Below are 25553 nucleotides of genomic sequence, written 5' to 3'. Positions count from 1 at the left end.
AAGCAACTTACACTTCTGTAAGAAAGAGCTGTTCGTATAGCGTGGAAAAAAACGGATAAAATAAAGAAGATTTCCAACGGGTGGAGGGGCAAGTGTGGAGATAACAACCAAACCGATTGTTGTTGTAAGTAAATGTTTGGAATTTGCGGAGTGTCGTTACAATGGAGATGTGCTTTCGGATGTAACCGTTCGAAGCCTGGCTCCTTTTGTGACTTTTATTCCTGTATGTCCCGAGATTGAGATCGGTTTGGGGATCCCGCGTGAAACCATTCGAATCATTAAAGATGGTGAGCAGCACCGGCTCGTCCAGCCTTCAACACGAGTAGATCTTAGCCAACAGATGGATGCCTTTGCCGATACCTTCTTACAAAATGTAGGAGAAGTGGATGGTTTTATTTTGAAAAATCGTTCTCCAAGCTGCGGAGTAAAAGATGTCAAAGTATATAGTGGTTGGGAAAAAGCACCTGTTGTCGAAAGTGCTCCCGGTTTCTTTGGTGCTAAGGTAAACGCGTATTTTCCTCATGCGGCTATTGAGGAAGAAGGCAGGTTAAAAAACTTTACCATTCGAGAACATTTCTTTACGAAGCTGTTTACGCAAGCTTATTTTCGTCAGCTAAGAATGGAACCTACTATTCGGAAGCTCATTCAATTTCATGCTGAAAACAAATATTTATTTATGGCATATAATCAAAAGCTAACAAAAGAATTAGGTAAGATTGTTGCAAATCACGACAAAAAAGCAGAGCAACAGGTCTGGGACGAGTATGCTACCTTATTACCTAACATGTTTAAGCGTACAGCTCGGTATACCTCCAACATTAATGTCTGTGAACATATTATGGGCTATTTTAGCAAGAGGCTTTCTACAAAGGAAAAGGAGCACTTTAAACATTTATTACATCGGTATCGAGAACGAAAATTGCCACTCAGTAGTATGACCAGTCTTTTGAAATCGTGGGTATTTCGATATGAACAAGAATATTTGTTACAGCAACGCTTTTTTGAACCTTATCCTGAGGAATTAATTGATTTAGGAGACTCTGGAAAAGGGAGAGATTACTGATAAAGATGCATTTGTAGTAGTTGATACACTTCGCCCTGGTATGTAAAGCTGGTCATGGGATACGGAGAGGAACTCCTAATGGTTATGTAACCTTCTGTAGTGTAGCTCGTTATACTCGTGTGAAATGAACAAGCTAGAAAAAGGGGATAACGATCATGAATAAGACAACATGGATTCCGGCGGTGCTTCTAGTAGCCGCATTAGCAGAGCCGATTTCCTCTAACATAGGGGGGATCGGCATTTCGCCTTTTTCTGGATAGTAAAAAAAGCAATTCCATGAAATAATAATCAAGAATTACTACTGCATTCTATTTCATCTAGATAGAGGAGATTTGGTGCTATGGATACCTATAAAAAACAGAAACATGTTCTGGATTCGCCCGTACAGATAAAAGAGCAAAGAATTGACAGTAGGTTACGACAATTAGGTGAAATTGGTAGGACGATGGAACAGGGCGTTACGAGATTGGCGTTGACAGCTGAAGATATGGCAGCACAACGTATAGTTGCTAGTTGGATGGAAGAAGCTGGAATGCGTGTTCGTAAAGATTGTTTTGGGAATTTAATTGGTAGAAAAGAAGGCAACAATCCCCATGCTCCTGTCGTAATGCTTGGTTCCCATATCGATTCAGTTCCTAATGGTGGTAGATTCGATGGTACGGTTGGAGTAATTGGAGGAATTGAGGTTGTTCAGGTTTTACGTGAAAATAATGTGCAACATGACCACCCTATTGAAGTAGTTGCTTTTTGTGATGAAGAAGGAGTTCGCTTTTCAGATGGTTTTTTTGGGAGTAGGGGGATGTGTGGCAAGCTTACCCCAGAGGATATGGAAAGACACGACAATCAGGGTATGACCAGAATGGAAGCCCTACAGCAATGTGGCTTTCCTTCTCAACAATCAGGATCAGATGTGCTGAGTTCTGAGGAAATAAAGGCATATCTAGAACTACATATCGAACAAGGTCCATATCTACAAGCAGTGAATGAGCCTGTTGGGATTGTTACCAGCATTATGGGAGTGAAATTGCTGTCCATCAAATTGATGGGGCAGTCAGGTCACGCAGGTACAGTACCAATGAACATGCGACACGACCCAATCATGGCTGCAGCCGAAGCAATTTTGGGAATAGAAAAAATATGTAGTGCTGATGCTAGCAAACCTACCGTGGGGACAGTGGGTACAATTGGGATAGAACCAGGTGCTTGCAATGTAATACCAGGCTCGGTTGAATTGACAGTTGATATTAGAGATATAGATGAGAGTCGGTTGTTGCAGATTTTGACAGATATAGAGGCCCTCCTCTCAGAAATTTCCTTGCGACGTGGGCTAGAATATCAGATTGAGAATGTGTTGGCGATAAAAAAGGCGGATGCCGCCGCTGAACTTGTACAGATGTTTCGAGAGATTGGCTTGAGAAGACAGAACGAACTGCCAGAGATGTATAGTGGTGCAGGTCACGATGCGATGATTCTGTCTGAGATAACACAAATGGGGATGCTATTTGTTCGTTGCAAGGATGGGATTAGTCATCATCCTGACGAGTGGTCCCATGCTTCAGATATTTGTCTCGGCGTAGAGTATTTGTATGAAGCGGTTTGTCGATTAGCTACCTAATCTGATGAGTGTGAGACAAGAGGGCGGTGTAGTGAAAGGGGCATAATTCATGGAAAGCGTAGAGGAATTGCAACAACAGTTCCGTAACATTGAAGTGTGGGAACAAGAGCAGAAAGATCTATGGTTCTGGGAGAAAATAGGGCGCCTTCCGTTTGTATGGTTAGATCGAGCTGTCCCAAAAGTTTTAAAAGAAAAGGTAGGAGATTTGTTAAACGAATTAGGTGCCTATATCCAGACGGGCGGGAAATATCTAATCAAGAATCAAGATGTTTGGAGCCGGTTTAACAACCCACCAAATACGATCGAGCAAGTGCAAATAAGACCTCTACAGGAAATGGATCAGGTAGCCCTTCAATTAACGGAATCGCGCACGAATGTTGCGATGGTTCAAGGCGCTACTACAGGCTTTGGCGGTATGTTTACACTTGCGATAGACATACCAGTTATCATAGGTCTTTCCTTAAAAGTATTGCAGGAGATGGCACTTACGTATGGCTATGACCCGCATGATAAGGTGGAACGTATTTTTATTATTAAATGTTTGCAATTTACCTCTGCAGATGTAGTTGGTAAAAAGGCAATTTTAGAAGAGCTGGCAGCTTTTGATGAGGGAGAAAAACATCAAGAAATGATTGCTCAGCTACAAGGCTGGCGCGAAGTGAGCTTGACATACATGGATAATATGGCATGGAAGAAGTTATTTCAGTTAATCCCCATAGTTGGTATGTTTTTTGGTGCATATACGAATCGTACACAGATTGCAGACATAGCGATGACAGGGCAGATGCTCTACAAGAAGCGGAGAATCTTACAGAGATTAGCAGAACAAGACAGAGCGAACCTATAAATCAAATGTAAGCATTGCAGAGTATTAGCTGAAAAATCTACTTTACAATTGGTAAACCGTTCTGTATACTATGGAAAAGTTTACAAAAGGAGGTGCAGGTACATGTCAGGAGCTGTTCAAGCGTGGTTTGTGGTAGAAATGTCCAGTCAGACACATGATTTCGTTAACAACGGGAGAAGTCTGTCCATTTTTCACTCTACTATCAAAACCGAACAGTTTCCATTAACGCGTACCATGCATTCATAACCTCCCTTTCATTCATTATTCGATCATCCTGATTTAAGAGGAAAAAAGATGCTACAGGTGGTAGGTGCCTGTGGCTTTTTGTGTTCTCATAAAATGTACGAGGCACTAATGATATGAAATGATTCATGGGGGATGTTAACGCTTGTGTAGCGCTTGTGAGGGGCTGTTTTCCAAGGAGGAAATAGATCATGATCATTCTTGCTACAAACTCTGTTTCAAAATCATTCGGAGCCAATATGGTATTAACGGATATCACATGTGAAGTGGACCGGTTGTCACGTATTGGTATTGTTGGACCAAATGGGGCGGGAAAAAGCACACTTTGCACCTTGCTACTGGGCTTGGATACCCCAGATTCAGGAACTATTTTTCGAGCGAAGGATGCTACCTTTGCTTATTTACCACAACAACCTGTATATCCTAAGGAATGGACGGGACGTAATGTCATTGAAAGTGCCTTTGCCAAGGTACAAGAAATAGAGTTGTCCATGCAATCGTGTCAAGAACTCATGTCAAATATCGACGAGTATCAAAAATTATCAACTGAGGAACAGGAAAAATTATTATTTCGCTATCAACGATTGCAGGATACTTTCGAACAACTAGACGGATATATGGTGGAAGCTAGGATTCAGAAGGTAGTAGATGGTCTGCGATTGTCCACGTCGTTACTTGAAACCCCTTTTTCTTTGCTTAGTGGGGGAGAAAAAACAAAGATTGGCTTGGCAAAAATTTTATGCGAAAAAAGTGATGTACTCCTTTTAGATGAACCTACTAACCATTTGGATGTAGAATCAATGGAATGGTTAGAGCAATTCTTACGTGAATATCCGGGCACTATTTTACTCATTTCCCATGATCGCTACTTTTTGGATGCAGTGGCTACAAGCATATGGGAAGTGGATAGTGGAGAACTACAAACCTATCAAGGGAATTACAGCGAGTTTGTCAAGGAAAAAGAGGAACGTTTATTACGGCAATTCGCGGATTATCAAGAACAACAAAAGAAAATCAAGAAAATGAAAGAAGCAATTAAGCGACTAAGAGAATGGGGAAACCAGGCTAATCCTCCCAACGATTCTTTTCATCGCCGGGCCAAGAGTATGGAGAAGGCATTGGAACGAATGGAGAAAATTGAACGTCCACGTCTCGAAGCTGATAAAATGGACTTGTTTTTCCGAAGAGTAGATAGAAGTGGTCAAGATGTAATAAGAATGAATGCTGTGACGAAAGCTTTTGGGAATGTGTGTCTTTTACAGGAAGCGAATTTCTCTATGCGATATGGTGAGCGGAAAGCTTTGCTGGGTTCCAATGGTAGCGGTAAATCTACATTTCTTAAAATGATTTTAGGGGAGCTAGAACCGGACGCAGGTAATATAATGCTAGGAAGCCAAGTAAAGGTTGGATATTTATCACAACAGGCTTTAGAGGGAGATCCTAACCGGCGTGTGATTGATGCGTTTCGAGAAGTCGCGATTGTAACAGAAGCACAAGCACGGCATATGCTAGCTCGGTTTTTGTTTTATGGTGAGCATGTATTTAAAAAAGTTGGTCAACTCAGTGGCGGAGAGCGGATGCGACTACGGCTGGCTCAGTTGATGAATCAAGACATTAATCTATTTATACTAGATGAGCCTACTAACCATTTAGATATTGAAGCGAGAGAAACATTGGAAGAAGCCCTACTTCAATACCAAGGCTCACTTTTCATCGTATCCCATGATCGATATTTTTTACAAAAAATGATTGAGGGTGTCTACTGGATTGATAATCAGCACTTGACCCATTATGAAGGAACTTATGAAGAAGCGAGAGAAAAGCGCAAAAAGCACCAATTAGCTCACAATCATACAATGGTAAAATACAAGCAAAAAAGCTTACATGTACAAGATACACAAAACAAAGGACAGAGTAATAATGATCAGCTCCAAAAGGTACCTGATGACCAAGCTGAAACTGTAGAATTTGTATATCAAGTTAGTCAAACAGAGAATAAGAAACAGGTACAATTAGCTCCTCTCAATAAAGCAAGAGTACCTAAAGTGAATCCTTTTAAACTTCAGCAATTAGAAACTGAGATTGCTCAAAAAGAAGCGCAATGTGAGCAGTGGCAGCGGGAAATGGAGCAAGGTAAGAACGACTATGTACAGCTTCTTCACTACCAGAATCAAATAGCAGAACAAGAACAAGAGATCAAGCAGCTTTATGAAATTTGGTATGCTATGCAAGGAGAAGAATAGATTGAACCCAGTATACTAAGCAAGAGCAGGCAGCAATCATTCGAAGGAAGGATGCTGCCTGCTTTTTTATATACCTTAATATTATCAACCGTGCCGTAAAACCCCTTGCTTTGTACCCCATAAAAACAGATGAAAAGCCCTCTTTTTTGCGACAGGAGGCTTTTTCAACACTCTGAGTACTTTTTTTTTCGCGGATTTACGTTAGATATGCTAAATGTATCTAACGACATGTGGTATAATTAGCCATAGGTGATGGCTTTGAGTAGATCAGTGGAAAGTAACCACAATATCGTATTTGATTGTAAATACCACGTTGTCTTTTGTCCAAAGTATCGCAAAAAGGTTTTGATTGAACCAGTAGATGTTCGATTAAAGGAATTGTTTCTTGAAAAAGCACAGGAATTGCGTGCTGAAGTGGTTGAGATGGAAATCATGCCCGATCACGTTCATTTGCTCATCACATGCGATCCTCAATTCGGAATCCACCGAATAGTGAAACATTTGAAGGGCTATACATCCAGAGTTTTGCGGATGGAATTTAGACATCTCAAAAGTAGACTCCCCTCACTTTGGACAAACTCTTACTTTGTTGCCACAGTTGGGACTGTTCAACTGGATGTGATTAAACAATACATTGAGTCACAAAAAGAAAGGAGTGATTGAACATGCACAGAGCTTACAAATTTCGTTTGTATCCAAACAAAGAACAAGCAACACTCATCAACAAAACTATCGGATGCACTCGCTTTGTATTCAATCACTTTCTTGCGAAGCGAAAGGATGCTTACGAACAAGAACAGAAAACACTCAACTACAACGATTGCTCTGCCCTGCTCACACAACTCAAAAAAGAGATAGAGTGGCTGAAAGAAGTAGATTCCACTGCCCTGCAATCCACTTTGAAAGATTTGGATTCTTCGTACAAAAAGTTTTACAAGGAAAAGAAAGGATATCCTAAATTCAAGAGCAAGAAGAATCCAAAGCAATCCTACACATGCAAGATGAACATCAAAGTGGAAGGGGATCGCATTAAACTACCTAAACTTGGATGGGTTACATTTGCGAAGTCAAGAGAAGTCGAAGGACGCATTCTCTCGGCTACCGTTAGAAAAAATCCTTCAGGCACATACTTTGTATCTGTTTTGTGCGAAACAGAGATTCAACCCCTATTACAAGCAGAAAAGACTGTTGGGGTTGATCTTGGCATCAAAGACTTTGCCATTCTTTCGACAGGTGAGAAAATAGCCAATCCCAAAGTTCTTCGCTACTACGAAAAGAAGCTTGCTACTTGGCAACAGAAACTGTCCAGACGTAAAAAAGGTGGTCAGAACCGAGAAAAATCACGAAAACAAGTAGCTCGTCTACATGAAAGAATATCGAACACACGAAACGATTTTCTACATAAACTGTCAACTCAACTGATTCGTGAAAATCAAACGATCTGCTTGGAAGACTTACGTGTGGAAAACATGATCAAGAACCACAAGCTTGCGAAAAGCATTGCAGATGCGTCATGGTCGGCATTCAGAACCATGCTGGAATACAAAGCAGCTTGGTATGGAAGAACAATTTCCATTGTGGGGAAACAATTTCCGTCTTCGCAGTTGTGTTCTGGTTGTGGATACCAAAATAAAGAGGTAAAGAATCTCAATTTGCGTAATTGGACATGCCCGAACTGCGGCGTACAACATGATCGTGACAAAAACGCTGCCACAATATTGAGCAAGAAGGACTTCGATTGTTGGCATAACCAACTGAACTGTGGGACACACAGGGATAGCTTGGTAAATTTCACTCCGTTAGGAGTGACTACCCAAGAATCCCCTGCCTTTAGGCATGGGGAGTGTCAAAGAGGTTTGTGTATGGGAGATAGTGTGTAGTTTTTGCGTTGTAGGTGTTCCACATGCAAAGAAGGGCTTTTCTCTATAATTTACGAGTTGTTCGATTTACCGCTTTACTCAAAGCATCATCTAGTACATGGGCATATTGCATCGTAGTATCTATTTTTGAATGACCTAATTGAGCTTGAAGCTGATGAGGATCAGGGTTTAATCGCAAAAACTGGGTAGCAAAGCTATGACGTAACTTATGTACAGAAATGTCTGGCATTCCAAATGCACTTCCATATTTTTTTACTAATTTCTGAACGGAACGTAGATCGATGCGGTGTCCGATTGGCTTTGTAGGTGATACCGTTAGAAATAAAGCATCTTCATTAGCAGGTGGCTGATACTTCTGACGTGTATTCAGATAACGGAGCAAATATTCCTTTCCCCAATCACTGAAGAATGGGGCATCTTCCTTTTTTCCTTTTCGAATCATTAGGACCTGATTTTTCTCCAGTACCACGTTTTGAAGGTTCAAATTAACAATTTCAGATACACGAAATCCTCCAGAAAGGACTAACGCGATAATGGCGACATCTCGATCCCGATTTCGATAATGAAAATGTAGCTTTTTCTTGGTATCACAGAACTGCAAGTAGCCATGGTATACAAAATCGACGAATTTTTGGATTTGATCATCTACTAAAATTTTAGAGCGGATAGCGTTTGCACGAGCGAGCGGTGTAACCTCTTCCACATGTAACTCAATTTTTGCCATCACGTTTCGTTGCAAGTAAGATTCACCATGTTCATCCTCTGAGAGTGCAGATAAATAGTAAAACAGGGACTTTAAGCTAGAAAGCTTGCGAGATATTGTCAAGTCACTGTATTCTTTTTTTGCACTTTTAGTGGGTTTAGTTAATAGTAACGAACGCTCAAATAGATGAGAGTCCTGTAAATAGAGAAGATAGGATTCTACTGTTTCTTTGCGTAGTCCCTCTAGCTCATTGAGTGTAATCTCGCTCATTGCTTGGGCAGTGGAGAGGCCCTCTGCCATTAGCCACCGAAAAAAGAATTCAAAATCACGTAGATAGCCGAGTAGAGTCGAGACGGAAGCGCGTTTCGATCTTTTATGATCCACATATTTTTCAACAAACCAAGGAAAAGAAGGGATTCTCTCAAGGAGTTGTAAGGAATCCCGTTGTTTAGTTACAGACATGAGAATGACCACCTATCCTTTGCTCAACTTCGTATATCGAAATAAATACATATAAAAATTTCAATAATCCGTTATCAAAATGACTTTATACTGGTACAATGATATATCTGTAAGGGCTGTAGATAGCTTACTATTGATTATAGAACATTTGTTCTTATTTAACAAGCCATATACGTGGGGTTTTGTTATCCTTTACGCTTATTGATTGGAGACTAGTTAGAAATTTTCAAGTAATAGTTACATTACTAGATAAGATGCAGCAACCTAAGTTAACGTTGCGTTTTACATGAGTAGAGATGTAATTATTGAGGAAAAACAGATAAAAGAGGCAATTTTTACATGAAGTGTAGCTGGTTGTCCTACCTATCAGTTCGTCGAGTTTTATTTTTGACTTGTAGGCATTTTGTAGCTTGCTCTTTTGATAGAAACATTGTATGCTAGGTGACAAGACTACATTTAGTGTCTCATATGAATGTTATATACTACATACTGATAAAAGTTACTTTACCGCCGAGAATTAGGTGTCATTTTGCGACTTAATAGGGAATCTGGTGAAATTCCAGAGCTGTCCCCGCAACTGTAAGTGTGGATGAAATGAGCAGACCACTGTATAAGCATGTCTCAGGCGACTTATATGGGAAGGGCTCAAAGTAAAGTGAAACACAAGTCAGTAGACCTGCCCATTCTCTTAGTTTCGCATCTTCGGGGAGTGGGAAGTTGAAACGGTACTGGGATTAAATAGTAGCGGCTATTTGCTTTGCTATTTTTTCTTTTTTTGTGCCGTTTTAAAGCTCACCCATGAAGGGATGAGCTTTTTATGTTGGCAAAAAGTAGCATTTATCAGCAGTCAGCTTACTACCATCTTATGTCCTTTATACATGAAAGGGGGGTGTATCGATGCTGATCGTATATGATTCCAAAACAGGAAATGTGAAACGTTTCGTCCAAAAACTAGATTTTCGATGTATACAAATTTCCGATGATATCGTCATAAACGAACCTTTCATTCTGATTACATATACAACGGGATTTGGACAAGTTCCTGAAACGACACGACAATTTCTAACTCAACACTCTCAATGGATGAAGGGGGTTGCAACTAGCGGGAACATGAATTGGGGGACTCGCTACGGATTAGCAGCTGACCAGATTGCCGACCAATACAATGTGCCATTAATCATGAAATTTGAATTGAGCGGTACCAAAAGAGATGTAGAAACTTTTAAGCAGGAGGTATTTCACTTTGTCCACGCAACTACCACAATGGATCACGTTGAACAACGAAATTATGGTGAAGAAAGACGGGAAATTTCAGTTTCATAAAGATTTAGAGGCAGCGAAGAGTTATTTTGTTGATTACGTAAATCAGAATACAGTCTTTTTCCATAACTTACGCGAGAAGATTAACTACTTGATTGAAAATGACTACTATGAAGCTGAAGTGTTTGAAGGCTATGAATTTGCCGATATCGAACGGGTCTATCGCTATGTATATGATAAAAAATTCCGCTTCCCATCCTTCATGAGTGCGTTCAAGTTTTATCATAACTATGCTATGAAAACAAATGATGAAAGTAAATTTCTTGAGCGTTACGAGGATCGGATTGCTGTAGTTTCCCTATTCTTAGCAAAAGGGGATAGCGAAAAAGCACTGCAATATGCAGACTTATTAATTTCGCAAGAATACCAACCTGCTACTCCTACCTTCTTAAATGCAGGTAAGAAGAGACGTGGAGAGCTAGTTAGCTGTTTCTTACTTGAAGTAGATGATTCTATGAATTCGATTGGGTTCTCTATTAATTCGGCCTTGCAATTAAGCAAAATTGGTGGCGGTGTGAGCTTGAACCTTAGCAAAATCCGTGCGGCTGGAGAGCAGATCAAAGGACTAGATGGTAAGGCTAGTGGTGTTCTTCCTGTGATGAAGCTGTTTGAAGATGCGTTCTCATACGCAAATCAGCTAGGTCAACGCGATGGTAGTGGTGTTGTTTATCTCAATATTTTCCATGCGGACATTCAAGAATTCCTAGATACAAAAAAAATCAACAGCGATGAGAAGATCAGGATTAAAACCTTGTCACTTGGCGTGGTTACTCCTAATAAATTCTTTGAGCTGGTAGAAAAAGATAAAGACATGTACCTGTTCTATCCTCATACTGTGTTCCAAGAGTATGGTCAGCACTTAGACGATATGGATATCACTAGTATATATGACGAGCTGGTAAATAACCCACGTGTCCGTAAGAAAAAAATCGGAGCACGTGATCTGATTATGAAATTAGCCCAAATCCAGATGGAATCTGGTTATCCATATATTATGTATGTTGATAATGTCAACGAATATCACGCATTAAAAGAGATTGGTCGAGTTAAATTCTCTAATCTGTGCAGTGAAATTGCCCAACTTAGCGAAGTTTCCACCATTAATGATTATGGGGTGGACGATGTTATTAACCGGGACATCTCTTGTAACCTGGGTTCGCTTAATATTGTAAATGTAATGGCGAATAAGAGAATGAAAGAAACGATTCATTTAGCAATGGATGCTCTTACAGAAGTGAGTGACCGTACAAATATTTCGATCGTTCCATCTGTAGCAAAAGCAAACTGCGAGCTTCATTCTGTTGGGTTGGGAGCAATGAATCTACACGGATATTTGGCTAAAAATAAGATTCCTTACGAATCGAAAGAAGCAATTGATTTTGCACGTACATTCTTTATGATCTTGAATTTTTATTCATTAGAACGATCTATGCTTATTGCAAAAGAACGAGGAATTACTTTCCTAGATTTTGAACGTAGTGAATATGCATCAGGTAGTTATTTTGAACGCTATCAGCAACATGATTACTCACCAAAAACAGAAAAAGTTCAACAATTATTCGAAGGTCACCATATCCCAACAAAGGAAGACTGGACTCGTTTGCAGGATGAAGTACAAACCTATGGACTCTACCATGCCTATCGTTTAGCGATTGCTCCAACGGGCTCCATCTCTTATCTGCAATCCTCTACAGCATCAATCGCACCGATTACACAACGTATCGAGGAGCGCGAATATGGTGATTCCAAAACCATTTATCCAATGCCATTCTTAGATGATGATAATTTCTTCTACTATAAAGAGGCATATGATATGAACATGTTCAATGTAATTGACCTAGTAGCAGAAGTACAGGTGCATATAGACCAAGCGATTTCTACTATTTTGTATGTAAAAGATGACGCGACCACACGGGATCTGGCTATGTATTATATCTATGCTCAGAAAAAAGGTTTGAAGACGCTGTATTATACCCGTACAAAGAAAAAAACCATTGAGGAATGCGTTAGTTGCAGCGTATAAGAGAGGAGTATCGCAATGTCTAAATTTGAAGCAGTGAACTGGAATGAACCGGAAACCCAGTATACCGAGATGTTATGGACGCAAAATACATCTCAGTTCTGGTTAGATACAGAGATTCCAATTTCGAAGGATTTAAAATCATGGACGAACCTCACGGATAATGAACGTGATACGTACATGAAGGTATTAGGTGGATTAACATTGCTTGATACGGAACAGGGAAATGTTGGCATGCCAATGATTGCCCAGCATGTGAAAGAGAAGCAAAAGAAAGCCATTCTGATTTTCCAAGCGGCGATGGAAGAGATTCATGCTAAGAGCTATAGTACTATTTTTACAACAGTAGCTAGTTCAGAACGAATTCATGAAATTTTCCAATGGGTAAAAGAAGATAAACATCTACAATATAAAACAGCAGTGATTGATGAAATCTACAGAAATATCAAAGATGGCGACGATATGAGCCTATATAAAGCGATGGTAGCTTCTGTATTCTTAGAGAGCTTCCTGTTTTATTCCGGGTTCTTCTATCCACTGTTTTTAGCTGGTCAAGGGAAAATGGTAGCCAGTGGAGAAATTATCAAGCTGATCATTCGTGATGAGAGTGTGCATGGTGTATTTGTCGGGTTGTTAGCCCAAGAAGTTTTTGCAAGATTAACAGATGCTGAACAGAATGAAGCAACCCTGTTCGTTGATGAACTTCTTCAAGCACTATACAAGAATGAATTAGAGTATACGGAAACACTGTATGATTCAATTGGGTTAACACATGAAGTGAAAAAGTATATTCGTTATAATGCCAATAAAGCTCTTATGAACTTAGGGGTAGAGCCGATTTTTGATGAAGAAGAAGTTCACCCTGTTGTATTAAATGGTATTCGTACAGAAACAAGTACGCATGACTTCTTTTCCACAAAAGGAAGCGGCTATCAAAAAGGGAAAGTGGAGCCGTTACACGACCAAGACTTTGATTTCTTGAACCAGCGTGTTAAAGATACTTCTTATTAGTAAAGTTATGTGATGCTTGACGTCGAGTAACAAACCTCGCAAATAGGCAGCGACTAGGTCGGTTACTTGTAAATGAAAACTAACAAAAAGGACCATGGTTGGAAATGAAACCCAACTGTGGTCCTTTTGTATAATTTGGAAGTGCGAATAGATTGAAAATTCGGTTGAATGTACAAGCTGTATGCGATATATTACATATTGAATGAATAAGGAGGGAAGACATGCCAATTCCTAGTAATTATGTAGCATCTATTAGAGTGTCCGCTAAAGACTGTGCCTTCTCTCACATTCAAAGATGGATCATAGATGGAACACTAAAGCCAGGAGAGAAATTAGTAGACATTCAACTGGCGGAAGCATTGAACGTGAGTAGAACACCTGTCAGAGAAGCTCTGCAATTACTTGAAGCACAGGGATTGGTTCACATGCTACCAGGAAAAGAGACGAGAGTGAGCAATCTTGAGAAGGAGGATATCTTAAAAGTTTATCCTACACTTGCAACATTACACGCCTTAGCAGCCGAATTTGCTTCTGTACACATCTTGCCTCAACATATTGAGCAGTTGCAAGAATGGAATGCAAAATTTGCAGAGACGATCTCCAGAGAACAGCCTTTTCAAGCGATGGAGTATGATGAACAATTTCATAATCTAATCACAGATATAGCAGACAATCCGTATCTGAGCTCATTTCATGTTTCGTTACAAAATCATATCCGCCGTTTTAAATATGTATTTTTAAAGCAACCGTATGAGATGAACCAAGCTTCCATTCATGAACATGAGGACATTATTCATGCGTTACAAACTGGGGATAAAGAAAAACTTGAACTGAGTATTAAACAGAACATTCTCAGACCCATGCGAGAATTATATGCACTCATGTAGCAAATATAGATAGAGAAACAACAGGGAGGCTTTATGATGGGATTTGTGGAGAGAATCAGTTCTTTTGCAGGAAAGACATTTACAGTTTGGGTTTTGTTGTTTTCTGTCATCGCCTATGTATATCCTGAACATTTTACATGGATCGGGGCTTATGTGATTCCATTACTTGGAATTGTGATGTTTGGTATGGGTTTAACCATTTCTGCATCTGATTTTAAAGAAGTATTTCGCCGTCCAAAAGATGTTGCATTAGGTGTAATTGGACATTATCTTGTAATGCCACTACTAGCATTTTTATTAGCTTATTTCTTAGAATTACCTCCAGAAATTGCAGTTGGGGTTATTTTGGTAGGGTGCTGTCCAAGCGGTACCGCTTCCAATGTAATGGTGTTTTTATCAAGAGGGGATGTGGCTCTTGCTGTAGCAATCGCTTCTGTATCAACGCTACTTGCACCTGTTGTTACACCGTTTTTAATCTTATTGCTAGCAAGTAAATGGGTAGATATAAATATCTGGTCTTTATTTTATTCGATTATTCAGGTGGTTATCATTCCGTTAGCTCTAGGGCTTTTTGTGAAAAAATATTTTGGAAAGCAGGCAGCCGCCAGCGTGAAAGCATTACCATTGGTGTCGGTAGTGGCAATTGTGATGATTATCTGTGGTGTAGTGGCTGGTAATCAAGCAAAATTAGCTTCAGCAGGGTTGATGATTTTTGCTGTTGTAGTACTTCATAATGTACTTGGCTTTCTGTTGGGGTTCCTGTTTGCTCGCCTTTGTGGAATGGATCTAGCCAAACAAAAAGCCGTTGCTATGGAAGTAGGAATGCAGAACTCTGGTCTAGGAGTCGCGATTGCAACCGCGCATTTTTCTCCCTTAGCAGCAGTTCCAAGTGCTATTTTTAGCGTCTGGCATAATATATCGGGTTCTGTATTGGCATCTATCTTTAGTAGAATGAAAGAGAAGAATGAAGTGAATATGGATGAAATGACTTGACACTCCCCATGCCTAAAGGCAGGGGACTCTTGGGGAGTCACTCCTAACGGATACACTCACATGTAAAACAAAAATGCCGTATAGATAGTAACGAAAATCTTCATGCAAGGGTGTAGTTTATGCTACATCCTTTTTTATTAACCAAAATTAGATAGCATGATCTTTCATTAAGAAGATCACCAGTAAGGCAAATGGGGGTGCAAATAGCCCCACCTTACAATTTTGTAATCCTAATGTCACCTTATTAAATTGTAAACATTTCCCCCTTGCCTTAGAATACAAATTGTTCAAGTAAAATATGTAAAATCAAAAAGAATGGTGAGGAAAGGAAAATTAAAAAGTTTTTCAATTTTGAGATTACCAGTATTGGCATTTCTATGGAGTATGTGAAATGTGTGCTTGACGTTGAGAAAAATGTGGCTCGTAATGACCAATGAAAAATTTCTGCAATTGTAAAATTGGAAGACGTGTAATCAGCTGAAAAACTTGTGTGTAATTTGTTTGTAAAGAAATTTTTTGAGGAGGCTATTATGAAGAAACGTTGGTGGGGTGTTATTGCAGCTGGAGTAGTAGTCGTCGGCGCCTATGGTTATTTTAAAATGACCGCTGTCGACGCAACGGGCCTTCCTGTTTCCGTCACTCCTGTTGCAAAAGGAAGCATTGAAAACAAGGTAATGGCATCAGGAATGGTTAAAGCAAAGCAAGAGGTGACGCTCTTCTCCCCAAATAATGGGACCCTGTTACAATTTACTGTACAAGAGGGGGACAATGTTACTGCTAACCAGGTTATTGGTAGTATAGATGTAACCGATCTATCAAGCGAAATCGCTTCTATTAATGCGCAAATCGCTTCGCAGCAGGCTGAACTTAATCGTGTAAAATCAGGCAAAGAGCCTGAAACGATTGCCCAACAGGAGGAACGTGTTCGTCAGGAGAAAGAAAAGGTTGCATCTGCCCAGAAGGAATACAACCGTACCAAACAATTGGTTGAGGCTGGTGCTTCTCCCGCAACTGAATTGGACAAGGCTAAGGAATCTTTATCACAAGCGCAATCATCTCTTACAATGTCCCAGAGCGAATTAGCCCTAAATAAAAAAGGTCCAAAAAGCACAGATATTGCTTCTGTTCAAGCACAAATTAATCAGCTAAACGTAAAAAAAGCAGAGCTAGCGAAGCAAAGCTCTCAATCCACAGTGGTAGCTCCATTCACAGGTACCATTTTGAAAGTGGATGCTAAGAATGGTCAAGCCGTTACGAAGGGTACAGAAATTATTACGATGGGTGACCTATCAAAATTACAAGTAGTCGCAGATATTAACGAATCAGATGTAAAAGATATTCAAGTAGGGCAAAAAGCACTCGTAAGTGGTACTTCTATGGGCAAAGAAAAAGCAGAAGCTACCGTAACTCGTATCTCGCCACTGGCAACGAAGATTCAAAAAGGCGAAACGACAGGAAAAACAAAAGTAAATGTAACATTGGAATTAGATCAAGCCGTCTCTGTGCTAAAGCCTGGCTTTAATGTAGATGTGGATATTATGATCACCAATAAAAACAACATTCTTGTTGTCCCTTTCCAAGCCGTTGTGAATGATCCAAGCGGTTCATTTGTATGGGTAGTAGAAGACGGTCTGGCGAAAAAACGTCCAGTAAAAACAGGTACCGAAAGCGACTTACATGTAGAAATCACGAGCGGTCTGAATGAAGGAGACAGTGTCATTAGCAGTCCTTCTGCTGATTTGATGGAAGGCATGCCGGTAATGGCAATGGAAGCAGGCGTACCTGGAGCCGCATAAAAGGAGGGAAACAGATGTTAACCGTTACTGATATTCGTAAAACCTTTATGAACGGTGATTCTGAGCTTCCCATCCTAAAAGGAGTTAATTTTACCGTTAACAAAGGGGAATTCGTCGCGATCATGGGGCCCTCTGGTTCTGGTAAATCCACCTTTATGAACATGCTGGGTTGCCTGGATCGTCCCTCTTCCGGTTCTTATGTACTGGACGGAGTAGAGGTCACTACGTTAAACGAAAATCAACAAGCTGATCTTCGAAACCAAAAAATTGGGTTTGTCTTTCAGGCATTTAATCTATTACCACGTATTTCTGCGGTTCGCAATGTAGAATTACCTATGCTCTATGCAGGCATTTCTCTTAGTGAACGTAAAAAACGTGCAGAAGAAGCTCTGATTAGTGTAGGTCTAAAAGAGCGGATGGATCACAAGCCGCCACAGATGTCTGGTGGTCAAAAGCAACGTGTAGCCATCGCACGCTCTCTCGTTAATCGACCCGCTATTTTACTAGCCGATGAACCGACTGGAAACCTGGATAGCCGTTCTACAACAGAGGTTATGGCTATTTTTCAAAAATTACACGCTCAGGGAGTTACCATTATTCTTGTTACGCATGAATTGGATACAGCCCAACACGCAGAACGTATTGTTGTCTTTAAAGATGGTGTCATTATTAAGGATGAAAAAGTGAAAGAACGACTCTTCGCTGTCACAGATGAAAACGAGGTGTTCACTACATGAACCTCATAGAGAGCTTTCGTATTGCCATTGATGGGATTTGGTCCAATAAATTACGTTCTATTTTAACCATGTTAGGTATTATTATCGGCATCGCTTCCGTCATTGCCATTATGACGATGGGTAAGGGCGGAAAAGAAATGATGACAAGTCAGTTCGGGAATGTAGCTGATGCAAAGTTTACCACAAGGATAAACTGGGAGAGCGATGAACCAGTTCAAGATGATGATTTGACCATCGATGATGCCGTTACGTTGGAAAGAATTAATCCTTACATAAAAAATGTCATGGCTCAAATCTATGGTAGTGGAACCATTAAGGATAAGAAAAAAGATATCAGTGCCCAGGTATTTGGTACAACAGGTAACTTTTTAGAAGTAAATACGAGCTATAAGATTGACCAAGGTCGTTTCTACACCAGAGACGACGATAAAGAGCAACGTGATGTAGTTGTATTAGACAAAGGTTTAGCTGATAAATTGTTTCCTCAGGGAAATGCTGTAGGAAATCGTATTTACATGTCAGATGCCTCCTTTGTTGTTATTGGAATCCTCAAAAATGATATGCAGGGCTTTATGGGCGGTGGCATGCAGGATCTCGTGTACATGCCTGCACGAACCTATCTCAATCATAATGAGAAAGCAACCGTGAACATGTTCCACATTCAAGCAAAATCAAATGCTACCATTCAATCGGCCATGGACTTTACCAAACAATATCTAAATCGTGTACATAAGCATAACGATCATTATATGGTAAAAAACAGCGCCGATGATCTAAAAGAAATCACGAAGATGCTTGACATGCTTACGATGGTCTTCTCTGTTATCGCCGGAATTTCTCTATTAGTTGGTGGTATCGGGGTTATGAACATCATGCTAGTCTCTGTGACGGAGCGTACGCGCGAAATTGGGATTCGGAAAGCATTAGGTGCTAAAAAACGGGATATCTTGACCCAATTTTTGATCGAATCCATTATTGTCTGCTTAATTGGTGGTGGTGTAGGGGTAGGTCTTGGTCTTGGACTAGCTTCTATTATTATCTCATTTGCAGGCATGCCTCCTGTTACATCTTGGGAAAGTATTCTTATCGCATTTGGCTTCTCTAGTGCAATCGGGATTTTCTTTGGAATCTACCCTGCAAACAAAGCAGCCAAGCTAGATGCCATTGAAGCATTGCGCTACGAATAATCTGGAGAAAAATTCGGAAAAGATGAAGATTATAGAAAATAGGATGCCGTGAAACCATTTGTGTGGGAGAGAACGGCATCCTATATTTTTTATATCACTTTTACTTCATTGGGGAACTGGTAGGAGACGAAAGAATAGAATTAGGAATAAGTAGATGATAATTATCTAGAAGAACGTGGGAAAGCAAAAGCGGTCATTGGTAAAGTAGAAACGGGTGAGAGGAAACGACCAGAGGTAAAAACCATGACTACTTTTTATCGAGTTGGTACTTGGTGACAGCGACGTTGGTATTCCTTGGCACGATACTTGGAAATCCTCAACATTAGAATTAGGAAATATTGATTTTTTGGAGTTTAGCAGGATTTACAACATAAAACAACTGGTGGATTTTATGGGTATTTGGATTCCAAACAAAACTAAATACGCCTATTGGTTTTCCATCTTTTACGATGATTATTCCCTTTTGATTATTTACATTCACTACGTGTGCCGTTTTTCCAGTAAAAAACTTGGTTGCAATCGCATGCAGTAAGGTTAAGACACGTTCCTTGCTCACGATTTCATTAATAGCAGTAACAACTTTGCCTCCCCCATCTGCAAGAAAGGTTACATTATCAGCTAAAATATCCGTAATTTCTTGAATGTTCCCTTTTGATAAAGCGGAGATAAATCTATCTGTATGATCTTCCTGAACTTGATAGGGTATCCTACTTTTCTCAGAAAGGTCTTTTATTTTTTTCTTTGCTCTGCTGAATATTTTACGACAATTTACTTCGGTAATATTCAGCATGCTAGAGATTTCTGGATGTTCGAATTGGAATGCTTTCCTTAGAACATAGACTGCTCGCTCCATGGCAGACAATTTTTCCATTAAAATAATAAGTGCATAACTAAGTGAATCATCTTGGATCATTTTTTCTGAAGGATCTACTAGCTGTCCATGTACAATAGGTTCTGGTAACCAAGTACCAAGGTAAGCTTCTCTTTTTTTTCGAACCGATTTAATCTCATTTATGCAACGATTTGTCACCATTTTACTTAAATAGGATTTCACATTGTTAATTTGAGGAATGTCACTTCCTTGTAATTTAATAAAGGTATCTTGAACAATATCTTCAGCATCAGTTAAAGAACCAAGCATCCGATAGGCGATAGAAATTAAATAGGGCTTAAAAGATAAATATAATTCCTCTACCTTCAAGTTATTAAAGCGCGAATTATACTCCACTAAAACTCTTCCTAGGCTGAAAATACCCTAGATACGTATATCTAGGGTACACAATTTTGTACATAAATGATATTTATTTTAAAACGTTCTTGAAACCCTCACGCCAAGAAGGGTGAAGCGGTTTCCAGTCATAGTAAATATGTGCCTTGGTGTTTAAAGCACCTCGTTCACCACGATTGCTCCCAGAATGGATAGTCGGCTGAGGTGCGCCGATCATGGAGGCATAAGCAGGTAGCCACAAAGTTCCTGAAGCTGGCTCGTCATCCACAATGTTTACTGGACCAGATGGCCAATCTAGTGCGAGGAAGGCAGCTCTTGCAGCATCTTCAACATGAAGGAAAGAGCTCACTCCCTCGGTTGCTGTCATTTCATTTCTGTGTACCTTCTCGGTAATCATTCCATGTAAATCATACCACGTACCTGGTCCATAAAGTGTCCCATATCGAAGGATAACTGATTCAGGAATTTCTGCTACCGCTTTCTCTAATTCAAACGTCAATTGTGTGACTACTATTACTTGCTGAAGGTAGAGCATGTTGTGCTGTATTCTTATTTCCATAGTAAGCTAGCCGAGATGCGATTCTTGAAAGATGGTTGTTAAAATATTCGGATACCCTTGACGCAATTACAAAACAGGAAGGTAAGGCCGAGAAACTCTTCTTTCGCTTATTTCAGCTCAAAAAAGGAACTTATAGAGAATGAGGAATTATTTGCTCTTAACACTTCATTGATTCAAAAAAATAGGCTAGTCATTTAAAGGCACGAGGAAGGGGGAATTAATCAGTTAGATGTCATTATCAAACGTGGGATAAACAATAATGAAATAAACGATCAAGATAGTTTATTATTAGCAACTACCATCTTTGGGCTGATGTCTTATTTTTATCATCCTGCTTTTTCTAAACAGTGGAGGGAAGAAAATATAAATGATGAATTTGAAACGTCATGGGAAATCCTATTCGGCGGCATTTTTCAACATTCAACTACGTAATACCGCTTGGAGAACACTTGCTTGACGAAAACAAAAATTATGGACCAAAAATTTCTATTTTTTATTGATTACATCATCTAATTTTTTTATTTTTAGGGTTTCACTTGTTGTTATCAACAGTTCCTATCAGCAGTTCCTATCTATGTTAAAAGTTTAGGAGCGCTTGATGGTACAGTGAGGATCAATCAATGAATCAATCATTAGTATCAGAAAGTGAAGGCCCCCAACTTTTGCCACCGACAGCTTTGGCATAACGAGTCATCACATCCATTGAAAAAAGACACCTCGAAAAGATTATCAGATAATCGCTTCTTGTCAACTTTCCTTCTATGAAGAATAAAATGGAAACTTGTGAGGCAGACTTCACTCATATGAATAATCGTGAGGGTGAAGAGAATGCCAGAACAGTACGGTAAAGTAAGTGAACGGATGTCAGATAATATTCAACTGCTGGAATCCATTTTCTCTGACGCTCCTGATCTGGTCTACCGGAGCATCGAATCGCCGCACGCACCTGAAACGATGCTTGTCTATTTCGAAGGCTTGATTGATATGAATTCAATTAATAATGATGTCCTTCGTCCGCTAATCGAATCCTTGTCTAATACAGAGGGAACCCTCCCTGTCAGCGTGGGTAAAATCAAAACGGAATCCAATATGGCACAAGTCGAAAATTTGCTGTTGAATGGCAAGAGCGTGCTGTTTCTTTCCGGCTCCACGAAAGCTTACATCCTTGATACAAGCGGATGGCCGCAACGATCAATTACTGATCCGTCGATCGAAACGTCAATTCTCGGCTCTCATCAGGGATTCGTCGAAACGGCCTCTCAAAATATCGCCCTAATCCGGCGTTATATTCCAAACCGTGAACTCAAAATTAAGCAGGTTAAAGCAGGTGTGCGCTGCCCGATTAACCTGTCCATTATATATCTGCAAGATGTGGCCGATCCAGAGGTTTTGCAGGAGCTTGTTCGACGCATCGAAGGACTAGATGTCGACTGTATCATTAATACGGGCGAACTGGTCGAGCTGATCGAGGATAGCGCATTCTCTCCGTTCCCGCAGCTATTGATAACAGAGCGAGCTGATTCTGCCGCCTCTCATATTTTGCAAAGTCGATATGTCGTCGTTGTGGACCGTTCGCCAAGTGTGCTTGTCGGGCCGGTGTCGTTCGTCTCGTTCTTTCAAAGCGTGGATGATTACAGCATGCGCTGGATCTATGCTTCCTTCATCCGCTTGCTACGTTTCTTTGCTTTTTTTATTGCTCTGTTTTTGCCAGCGATCTACATTTCTTTCATTACGTTCAATTACGAGGTCATTCCCATTCAGTTAATCCTATCCGTCGCAGAATCAAGGGAAAGGGTTCCGTTCCATCCGTTTCTGGAGGCTATCATTATGGAAGTAACATTGGAGATGATGAGGGAGGCGGGAATCCGGCTACCGGCCCCGATCGGACAAACTGTCGGACTCGTTGGGGGTATTATTATCGGGCAGACCGCCGTCCAAGCGGGAATTGTCAGCAATATCATGGTTATCGTCGTTGCCTCTACGGCAATCGCATCCTTCATCATGCCTAATTACGATATGGGAACTGCGATTCGCTTCCTGCGCTTTCCGATGATGCTGATTGCCTTTCTATATGGTTTTATTGGCATCGTATGCGGTGGCATGCTCCTCGTCTCTCATTTGACTTCGCTGACATCACTCGGTGTCTCCTACGGTACCCCGTTAGCTCCTATCCGTTTTGCCGATCTGAAGGATACGTTCATACGCTTCCCACTCTGGTTGATGAAGACGCGTCCTGCTGGAACGCATCCTCAACAGTTACAGCGGCAAGGGGATAATAAACCGGAAGGAGACAGTTCATCTTGAATGGAAACCGCATATACTCCATCAGTTTTATGCAGTACACCTTGCTGATTCACGGCATTCAAGTGGCGACCAGCGTCTTGTCCCTTCCACGTCAGCTTGCGGAGATAGCCTCGACCGACGGCTGGATTGCGCTGGTGCTGTCGTGGCTGGTTAATCTGGTTTTCAGCGTAATTATGGTTGTTGTAATGCGGCAATACCCGGAAGATACCTTTTTTGAATTGTTGGGGCGGCTCTTTGGTAAAGCTATCAGCAAGTTCATTATTGCGTTGATTGCGTTGCATTTTGCATTTTCGGCATGGTCCACATTCATCTCCACCATGTTGTATACAAAGGCATGGTTCCTGACTATGACGCCTATTCCGTTTATTTTGCTGTTGGTCGTTATTCCCGCCTATATTACAGCGAGGAAGCATATTCTTGCTATCGCTAGATATTGTGAGATTGTGTTCTTCTTGACCTTATGGATGGCTCCAGTGCTGCTAATACCATTGCGTGAAGGCTATTTAATTCATCTGCTTCCGGTTTTCAAAGAAGGCTGGAGTCCCATCCTGCAGGCGATGCCGACAACGACGAAAGCTTATCTCGGATTTGAAATTTTATTTATCATCTATCCGTACCTGCGCCGCAAAGATCTGGCAGTCCACGGTATCGTGCTGGGCAATACGTTGACTATGCTTATTTATGTGTTCAGCACGCTCGTCTGCTTTATTTTTTTCAGTCCGGACGAGATTTTTGATTACAATCAACCGGTTTTGAACTTGCTGAAGCTCATCGAATTCCGCTTTCTGGAAAGGTTCGACATCATTTTCCTGGCTATGTATCTATTTGTCATCTCCACCTCACTGATTCCATTTATATATGGCGCCTCTGTCAGCGGAGCAAGCCTGTTCGGTACAAAGAGCCATGGCCCGTATGTGCTCGTAATCTGCATCAGTACAATCTTGTTTGCCTCGTGGCTGAAGCCTTCCTGGTTTGAATCGTTACGCTGGAATCAGTGGGCAAGCTATTCCGGCCTGATAGTTTCTTATCTCCTGCCTGTTCTACTATATCTATCCATCAAGATTTACCAGAAGATAACGCCTAAGGAGGCGAGTCGTTAATGCGCCGGATAATCACAATCGCAATTCTGCTGATCGCATTATTTCCGGTTTCTGGCTGCAACTATACAACGATCGAGAATATGACTCTGTCGTTGCTTATCGGAATGGATCTGGATAATGACGGAAATCTGGTGTTCGCGATCTCCAGTCCGGTCTTCTCGAAGGAGGCGAAAGATAAAGAAGAAGAGTTTGAGGTCCATTCGACAACATTGCGCCATTCACGCGAAGGCTTCGATAAACGGTCGCTGGGCTTGACCACGGCAGGCAAGACACAGATCGTGGTTATCGGAAATAAACTCGCCAAGCAGAAAAATTGGTCAACGCTACTCGATCCGTTCTATCGGGATACAAAAAGCACTGTCACGGCGCGTGTCGTCTATTATGATGGTCCGATTGACGAACTGATTCGTTTTACACCCAAAAACAAACCGCGCTTGCCATTGTATTTGTCAAATCTCGTCGAAACAGGCCTGTTCCGGAATGAGACGACCAAGACCACAATACAGGAGTTCCATCGCCAACTGAAGGAAAATGGCATTACGCCAAGCATTACAGCCCTTCGCAAGGAAACAGAGCTTGTCTTGTCCGGCACTGCGTTATTGGATAAAGCTTCTCGCGTAAAAATGGTAGTTGATTCAGATGAAACCAAGCTGATTTATATATTGAGAAAAAGAACAAAGGGTGAATTTCCTTTTACGTTACATCTTCCGAATGCTCCAGGACAAGACATTGATAAAGTGGACACGAAACAGATTAGCATCAATCTTCAGGGCATCGAGACCACAACGCGAGCCCGGTATGAAAAGGACCGTTTCATATTTGATGTGAATGTTCACTCCACCGCCTATGTTTCAGAGCGATTATTCCCGTTCAAAATCGTGAAATCTCCGGAGGGGTTGGAAAAAATGATTGAGGAGAATTTGGAACAGAAATTTGCCGCCCTGATTCGCAAATTACAAAAGGCGAAACTTGATCCAGCCGGATTCGGCATGTATGCACGGGCCTACGCCTATCCGCATTGGAAAAAGGTGAAGGAGAGCTGGCTGGACAATTTTCAGAAAGCGAGAGTTAATATAAAGGTAAATGTAAAAATCATTGGTGTGGGGTCCGTCACTTAATCAACGCCGGAAAAGTTCCGTTATTACTCTGCCGTGGCCAATGAACTGCCACCGTTTATGGACAGGGTGGGTGAGCGGATTTGAAAAAAGCCCCTAAGTGAAGTTATGAGGAAAAGCAAGTCATGAAATGAAGAAAATCAAGCCCTCTCAGTGAAGAGAGAGCTTGATTTTTAACCTTATATTTTAGACAATATGACTCTCACAACGATCGATGTTCCATTTACAAATGCAAATCTG

Annotated in this window: 19 protein-coding genes, 3 pseudogenes and 1 riboswitch; of the genes and pseudogenes, 19 read left to right on the top strand and 3 right to left on the bottom strand. The window is 40.8% G+C overall.

What is annotated here, in order from left to right; all coding sequences use genetic code 11:
* Nucleotides 1–94: 94 nt before the first annotated feature.
* The 7 genes and pseudogenes from BrL25_RS22900 (at nucleotide 95) to tnpB (ending at nucleotide 7761) form a co-directional block, all read left to right on the top strand.
* Nucleotides 95–1063: a YbgA family protein gene (locus BrL25_RS22900; RefSeq protein WP_018669972.1), complete on the top strand. Its 969-nt coding sequence runs from the start codon at nucleotides 95–97 to the stop codon at nucleotides 1061–1063.
* Nucleotides 1064–1403: 340 nt separating this feature from the next.
* On the top strand, nucleotides 1404–2678 hold the full coding sequence (locus BrL25_RS22895; RefSeq protein ID WP_018669974.1) for a Zn-dependent hydrolase: 1275 nt from the start codon (nucleotides 1404–1406) through the stop codon (nucleotides 2676–2678).
* A gap of 49 nt (nucleotides 2679–2727) precedes the next feature.
* Nucleotides 2728–3525 (top strand): EcsC family protein, encoded by a 798-nt coding sequence (locus BrL25_RS22890; protein ID WP_018669975.1) that lies wholly within the window; start codon nucleotides 2728–2730, stop codon nucleotides 3523–3525.
* 102 nt (nucleotides 3526–3627) lie between these two features.
* A complete protein-coding gene (locus BrL25_RS25325) occupies nucleotides 3628–3771 on the top strand; it encodes a hypothetical protein (RefSeq protein ID WP_018669976.1) in 144 nt (47 codons plus the stop codon).
* A gap of 188 nt (nucleotides 3772–3959) precedes the next feature.
* Complete coding sequence (gene abc-f, locus BrL25_RS22885; RefSeq protein WP_018669977.1) at nucleotides 3960–6011, top strand: ribosomal protection-like ABC-F family protein; 2052 nt, start codon at nucleotides 3960–3962, stop codon at nucleotides 6009–6011.
* A 258-nt stretch (nucleotides 6012–6269) separates the two neighbouring features.
* A complete protein-coding gene (gene tnpA, locus BrL25_RS22880; protein WP_157775854.1) occupies nucleotides 6270–6674 on the top strand; it encodes an IS200/IS605 family transposase in 405 nt (134 codons plus the stop codon).
* 2 nt (nucleotides 6675–6676) lie between these two features.
* A pseudogene (tnpB, locus tag BrL25_RS22875) lies at nucleotides 6677–7761 on the top strand (IS200/IS605 family element RNA-guided endonuclease TnpB).
* A 173-nt stretch (nucleotides 7762–7934) separates the two neighbouring features.
* Here the strand turns inward: tnpB and xerS are convergent.
* Nucleotides 7935–9056, bottom strand: coding sequence for a tyrosine recombinase XerS (gene xerS, locus BrL25_RS22870; RefSeq protein WP_018674405.1), 1122 nt, complete (start codon nucleotides 9054–9056; stop codon nucleotides 7935–7937).
* 502 nt (nucleotides 9057–9558) lie between these two features.
* A riboswitch (cobalamin riboswitch) is annotated at nucleotides 9559–9754 on the top strand.
* 199 nt (nucleotides 9755–9953) lie between these two features.
* Between xerS and nrdI the strand changes: the two genes are divergently transcribed.
* The 8 genes from nrdI (at nucleotide 9954) to BrL25_RS22830 (ending at nucleotide 19007) form a co-directional block, all read left to right on the top strand.
* Complete coding sequence (gene nrdI, locus BrL25_RS22865) at nucleotides 9954–10379, top strand: class Ib ribonucleoside-diphosphate reductase assembly flavoprotein NrdI (RefSeq protein WP_018674404.1); 426 nt, start codon at nucleotides 9954–9956, stop codon at nucleotides 10377–10379.
* Nucleotides 10345–12399 (top strand): class 1b ribonucleoside-diphosphate reductase subunit alpha, encoded by a 2055-nt coding sequence (gene nrdE / locus BrL25_RS22860; RefSeq protein WP_051088640.1) that lies wholly within the window; start codon nucleotides 10345–10347, stop codon nucleotides 12397–12399. The genes nrdI and nrdE overlap by 35 nt, the downstream gene beginning before the upstream one ends.
* Before the next feature lie 15 nt (nucleotides 12400–12414).
* Nucleotides 12415–13407, top strand: coding sequence for a class 1b ribonucleoside-diphosphate reductase subunit beta (gene nrdF / locus BrL25_RS22855; protein ID WP_018674402.1), 993 nt, complete (start codon nucleotides 12415–12417; stop codon nucleotides 13405–13407).
* A 221-nt stretch (nucleotides 13408–13628) separates the two neighbouring features.
* Nucleotides 13629–14294 carry a GntR family transcriptional regulator gene (locus tag BrL25_RS22850; protein WP_018674401.1) on the top strand — a complete coding sequence of 222 codons (666 nt, stop codon included), beginning with the start codon at nucleotides 13629–13631 and terminating at the stop codon, nucleotides 14292–14294.
* Nucleotides 14295–14330: 36 nt separating this feature from the next.
* Nucleotides 14331–15287 carry a bile acid:sodium symporter family protein gene (locus BrL25_RS22845; protein ID WP_018674400.1) on the top strand — a complete coding sequence of 319 codons (957 nt, stop codon included), beginning with the start codon at nucleotides 14331–14333 and terminating at the stop codon, nucleotides 15285–15287.
* 530 nt (nucleotides 15288–15817) lie between these two features.
* A complete protein-coding gene (locus tag BrL25_RS22840) occupies nucleotides 15818–17083 on the top strand; it encodes an efflux RND transporter periplasmic adaptor subunit (RefSeq protein ID WP_099327294.1) in 1266 nt (421 codons plus the stop codon).
* 14 nt (nucleotides 17084–17097) lie between these two features.
* Complete coding sequence (locus BrL25_RS22835) at nucleotides 17098–17820, top strand: ABC transporter ATP-binding protein (protein WP_099327293.1); 723 nt, start codon at nucleotides 17098–17100, stop codon at nucleotides 17818–17820.
* Nucleotides 17817–19007, top strand: a complete 1191-nt coding sequence (locus BrL25_RS22830; RefSeq protein WP_099327292.1) for an ABC transporter permease — start codon at nucleotides 17817–17819, stop codon at nucleotides 19005–19007. The genes BrL25_RS22835 and BrL25_RS22830 overlap by 4 nt, the downstream gene beginning before the upstream one ends.
* A gap of 328 nt (nucleotides 19008–19335) precedes the next feature.
* On the opposite strand, the gene sigJ is transcribed toward BrL25_RS22830, so the two are convergent.
* Together sigJ and BrL25_RS22820 are read right to left on the bottom strand one after the other, a co-directional pair.
* Nucleotides 19336–20208 (bottom strand): RNA polymerase sigma factor SigJ, encoded by an 873-nt coding sequence (sigJ, locus tag BrL25_RS22825; protein WP_026315267.1) that lies wholly within the window; start codon nucleotides 20206–20208, stop codon nucleotides 19336–19338.
* Nucleotides 20209–20308: 100 nt separating this feature from the next.
* Nucleotides 20309–20725, bottom strand: a pseudogene (locus BrL25_RS22820) (NAD-dependent epimerase/dehydratase family protein); the annotation flags it as partial.
* Between the two features lie 282 nt (nucleotides 20726–21007).
* Here BrL25_RS22820 and BrL25_RS26015 point away from each other — a divergent pair.
* The 4 genes and pseudogenes from BrL25_RS26015 to BrL25_RS22805 form a co-directional block, all read left to right on the top strand.
* Nucleotides 21008–21226 (top strand): annotated as a pseudogene (locus BrL25_RS26015) (TetR/AcrR family transcriptional regulator); the annotation flags it as partial.
* A gap of 396 nt (nucleotides 21227–21622) precedes the next feature.
* Nucleotides 21623–23098, top strand: coding sequence for a spore germination protein (locus BrL25_RS22815; protein ID WP_018672851.1), 1476 nt, complete (start codon nucleotides 21623–21625; stop codon nucleotides 23096–23098).
* On the top strand, nucleotides 23095–24198 hold the full coding sequence (locus BrL25_RS22810; RefSeq protein ID WP_018672852.1) for a GerAB/ArcD/ProY family transporter: 1104 nt from the start codon (nucleotides 23095–23097) through the stop codon (nucleotides 24196–24198). Before BrL25_RS22815 ends, BrL25_RS22810 begins: the two co-directional genes overlap by 4 nt.
* Entirely contained in the window at nucleotides 24198–25316 is a 1119-nt protein-coding gene (locus BrL25_RS22805; protein ID WP_018672853.1) for a Ger(x)C family spore germination protein, read from the top strand. Before BrL25_RS22810 ends, BrL25_RS22805 begins: the two co-directional genes overlap by 1 nt.
* Nucleotides 25317–25553: the final 237 nt, after the last annotated feature.

Origin of the sequence: Brevibacillus laterosporus DSM 25 (assembly GCF_002706795.1) — a bacterium.
Classification (GTDB): Bacteria; Bacillota; Bacilli; order Brevibacillales; family Brevibacillaceae; genus Brevibacillus_B; species Brevibacillus_B laterosporus.
The sequence above is the reverse complement of the archived record's forward strand: the minus strand, read 5'-3'. Positions and strand labels throughout refer to the sequence as shown.

Excerpts from the sequence above, each read along its gene's own strand:
- abc-f (WP_018669977.1), top strand. The coding sequence starts at position 3,960 with ATGATCATTCTTGCTACAAACTCTGTTTCAAAATCATTCGGAGCCAAT.
- xerS (WP_018674405.1), bottom strand. The coding sequence starts at position 9,056 with ATGTCTGTAACTAAACAACGGGATTCCTTACAACTCCTTGAGAGAATC.
- BrL25_RS25325 (WP_018669976.1), top strand. The coding sequence starts at position 3,628 with ATGTCAGGAGCTGTTCAAGCGTGGTTTGTGGTAGAAATGTCCAGTCAG.
- BrL25_RS22815 (WP_018672851.1), top strand. The coding sequence starts at position 21,623 with ATGCCAGAACAGTACGGTAAAGTAAGTGAACGGATGTCAGATAATATT.
- BrL25_RS22830 (WP_099327292.1), top strand. The coding sequence starts at position 17,817 with ATGAACCTCATAGAGAGCTTTCGTATTGCCATTGATGGGATTTGGTCC.
- BrL25_RS22890 (WP_018669975.1), top strand. The coding sequence starts at position 2,728 with ATGGAAAGCGTAGAGGAATTGCAACAACAGTTCCGTAACATTGAAGTG.
- BrL25_RS22840 (WP_099327294.1), top strand. The coding sequence starts at position 15,818 with ATGAAGAAACGTTGGTGGGGTGTTATTGCAGCTGGAGTAGTAGTCGTC.
- BrL25_RS22895 (WP_018669974.1), top strand. The coding sequence starts at position 1,404 with ATGGATACCTATAAAAAACAGAAACATGTTCTGGATTCGCCCGTACAG.
- BrL25_RS22845 (WP_018674400.1), top strand. The coding sequence starts at position 14,331 with ATGGGATTTGTGGAGAGAATCAGTTCTTTTGCAGGAAAGACATTTACA.
- nrdF (WP_018674402.1), top strand. The coding sequence starts at position 12,415 with ATGTCTAAATTTGAAGCAGTGAACTGGAATGAACCGGAAACCCAGTAT.
- nrdE (WP_051088640.1), top strand. The coding sequence starts at position 10,345 with ATGGTGAAGAAAGACGGGAAATTTCAGTTTCATAAAGATTTAGAGGCA.
- BrL25_RS22805 (WP_018672853.1), top strand. The coding sequence starts at position 24,198 with ATGCGCCGGATAATCACAATCGCAATTCTGCTGATCGCATTATTTCCG.
- BrL25_RS22835 (WP_099327293.1), top strand. The coding sequence starts at position 17,098 with ATGTTAACCGTTACTGATATTCGTAAAACCTTTATGAACGGTGATTCT.
- BrL25_RS22850 (WP_018674401.1), top strand. The coding sequence starts at position 13,629 with ATGCCAATTCCTAGTAATTATGTAGCATCTATTAGAGTGTCCGCTAAA.
- nrdI (WP_018674404.1), top strand. The coding sequence starts at position 9,954 with ATGCTGATCGTATATGATTCCAAAACAGGAAATGTGAAACGTTTCGTC.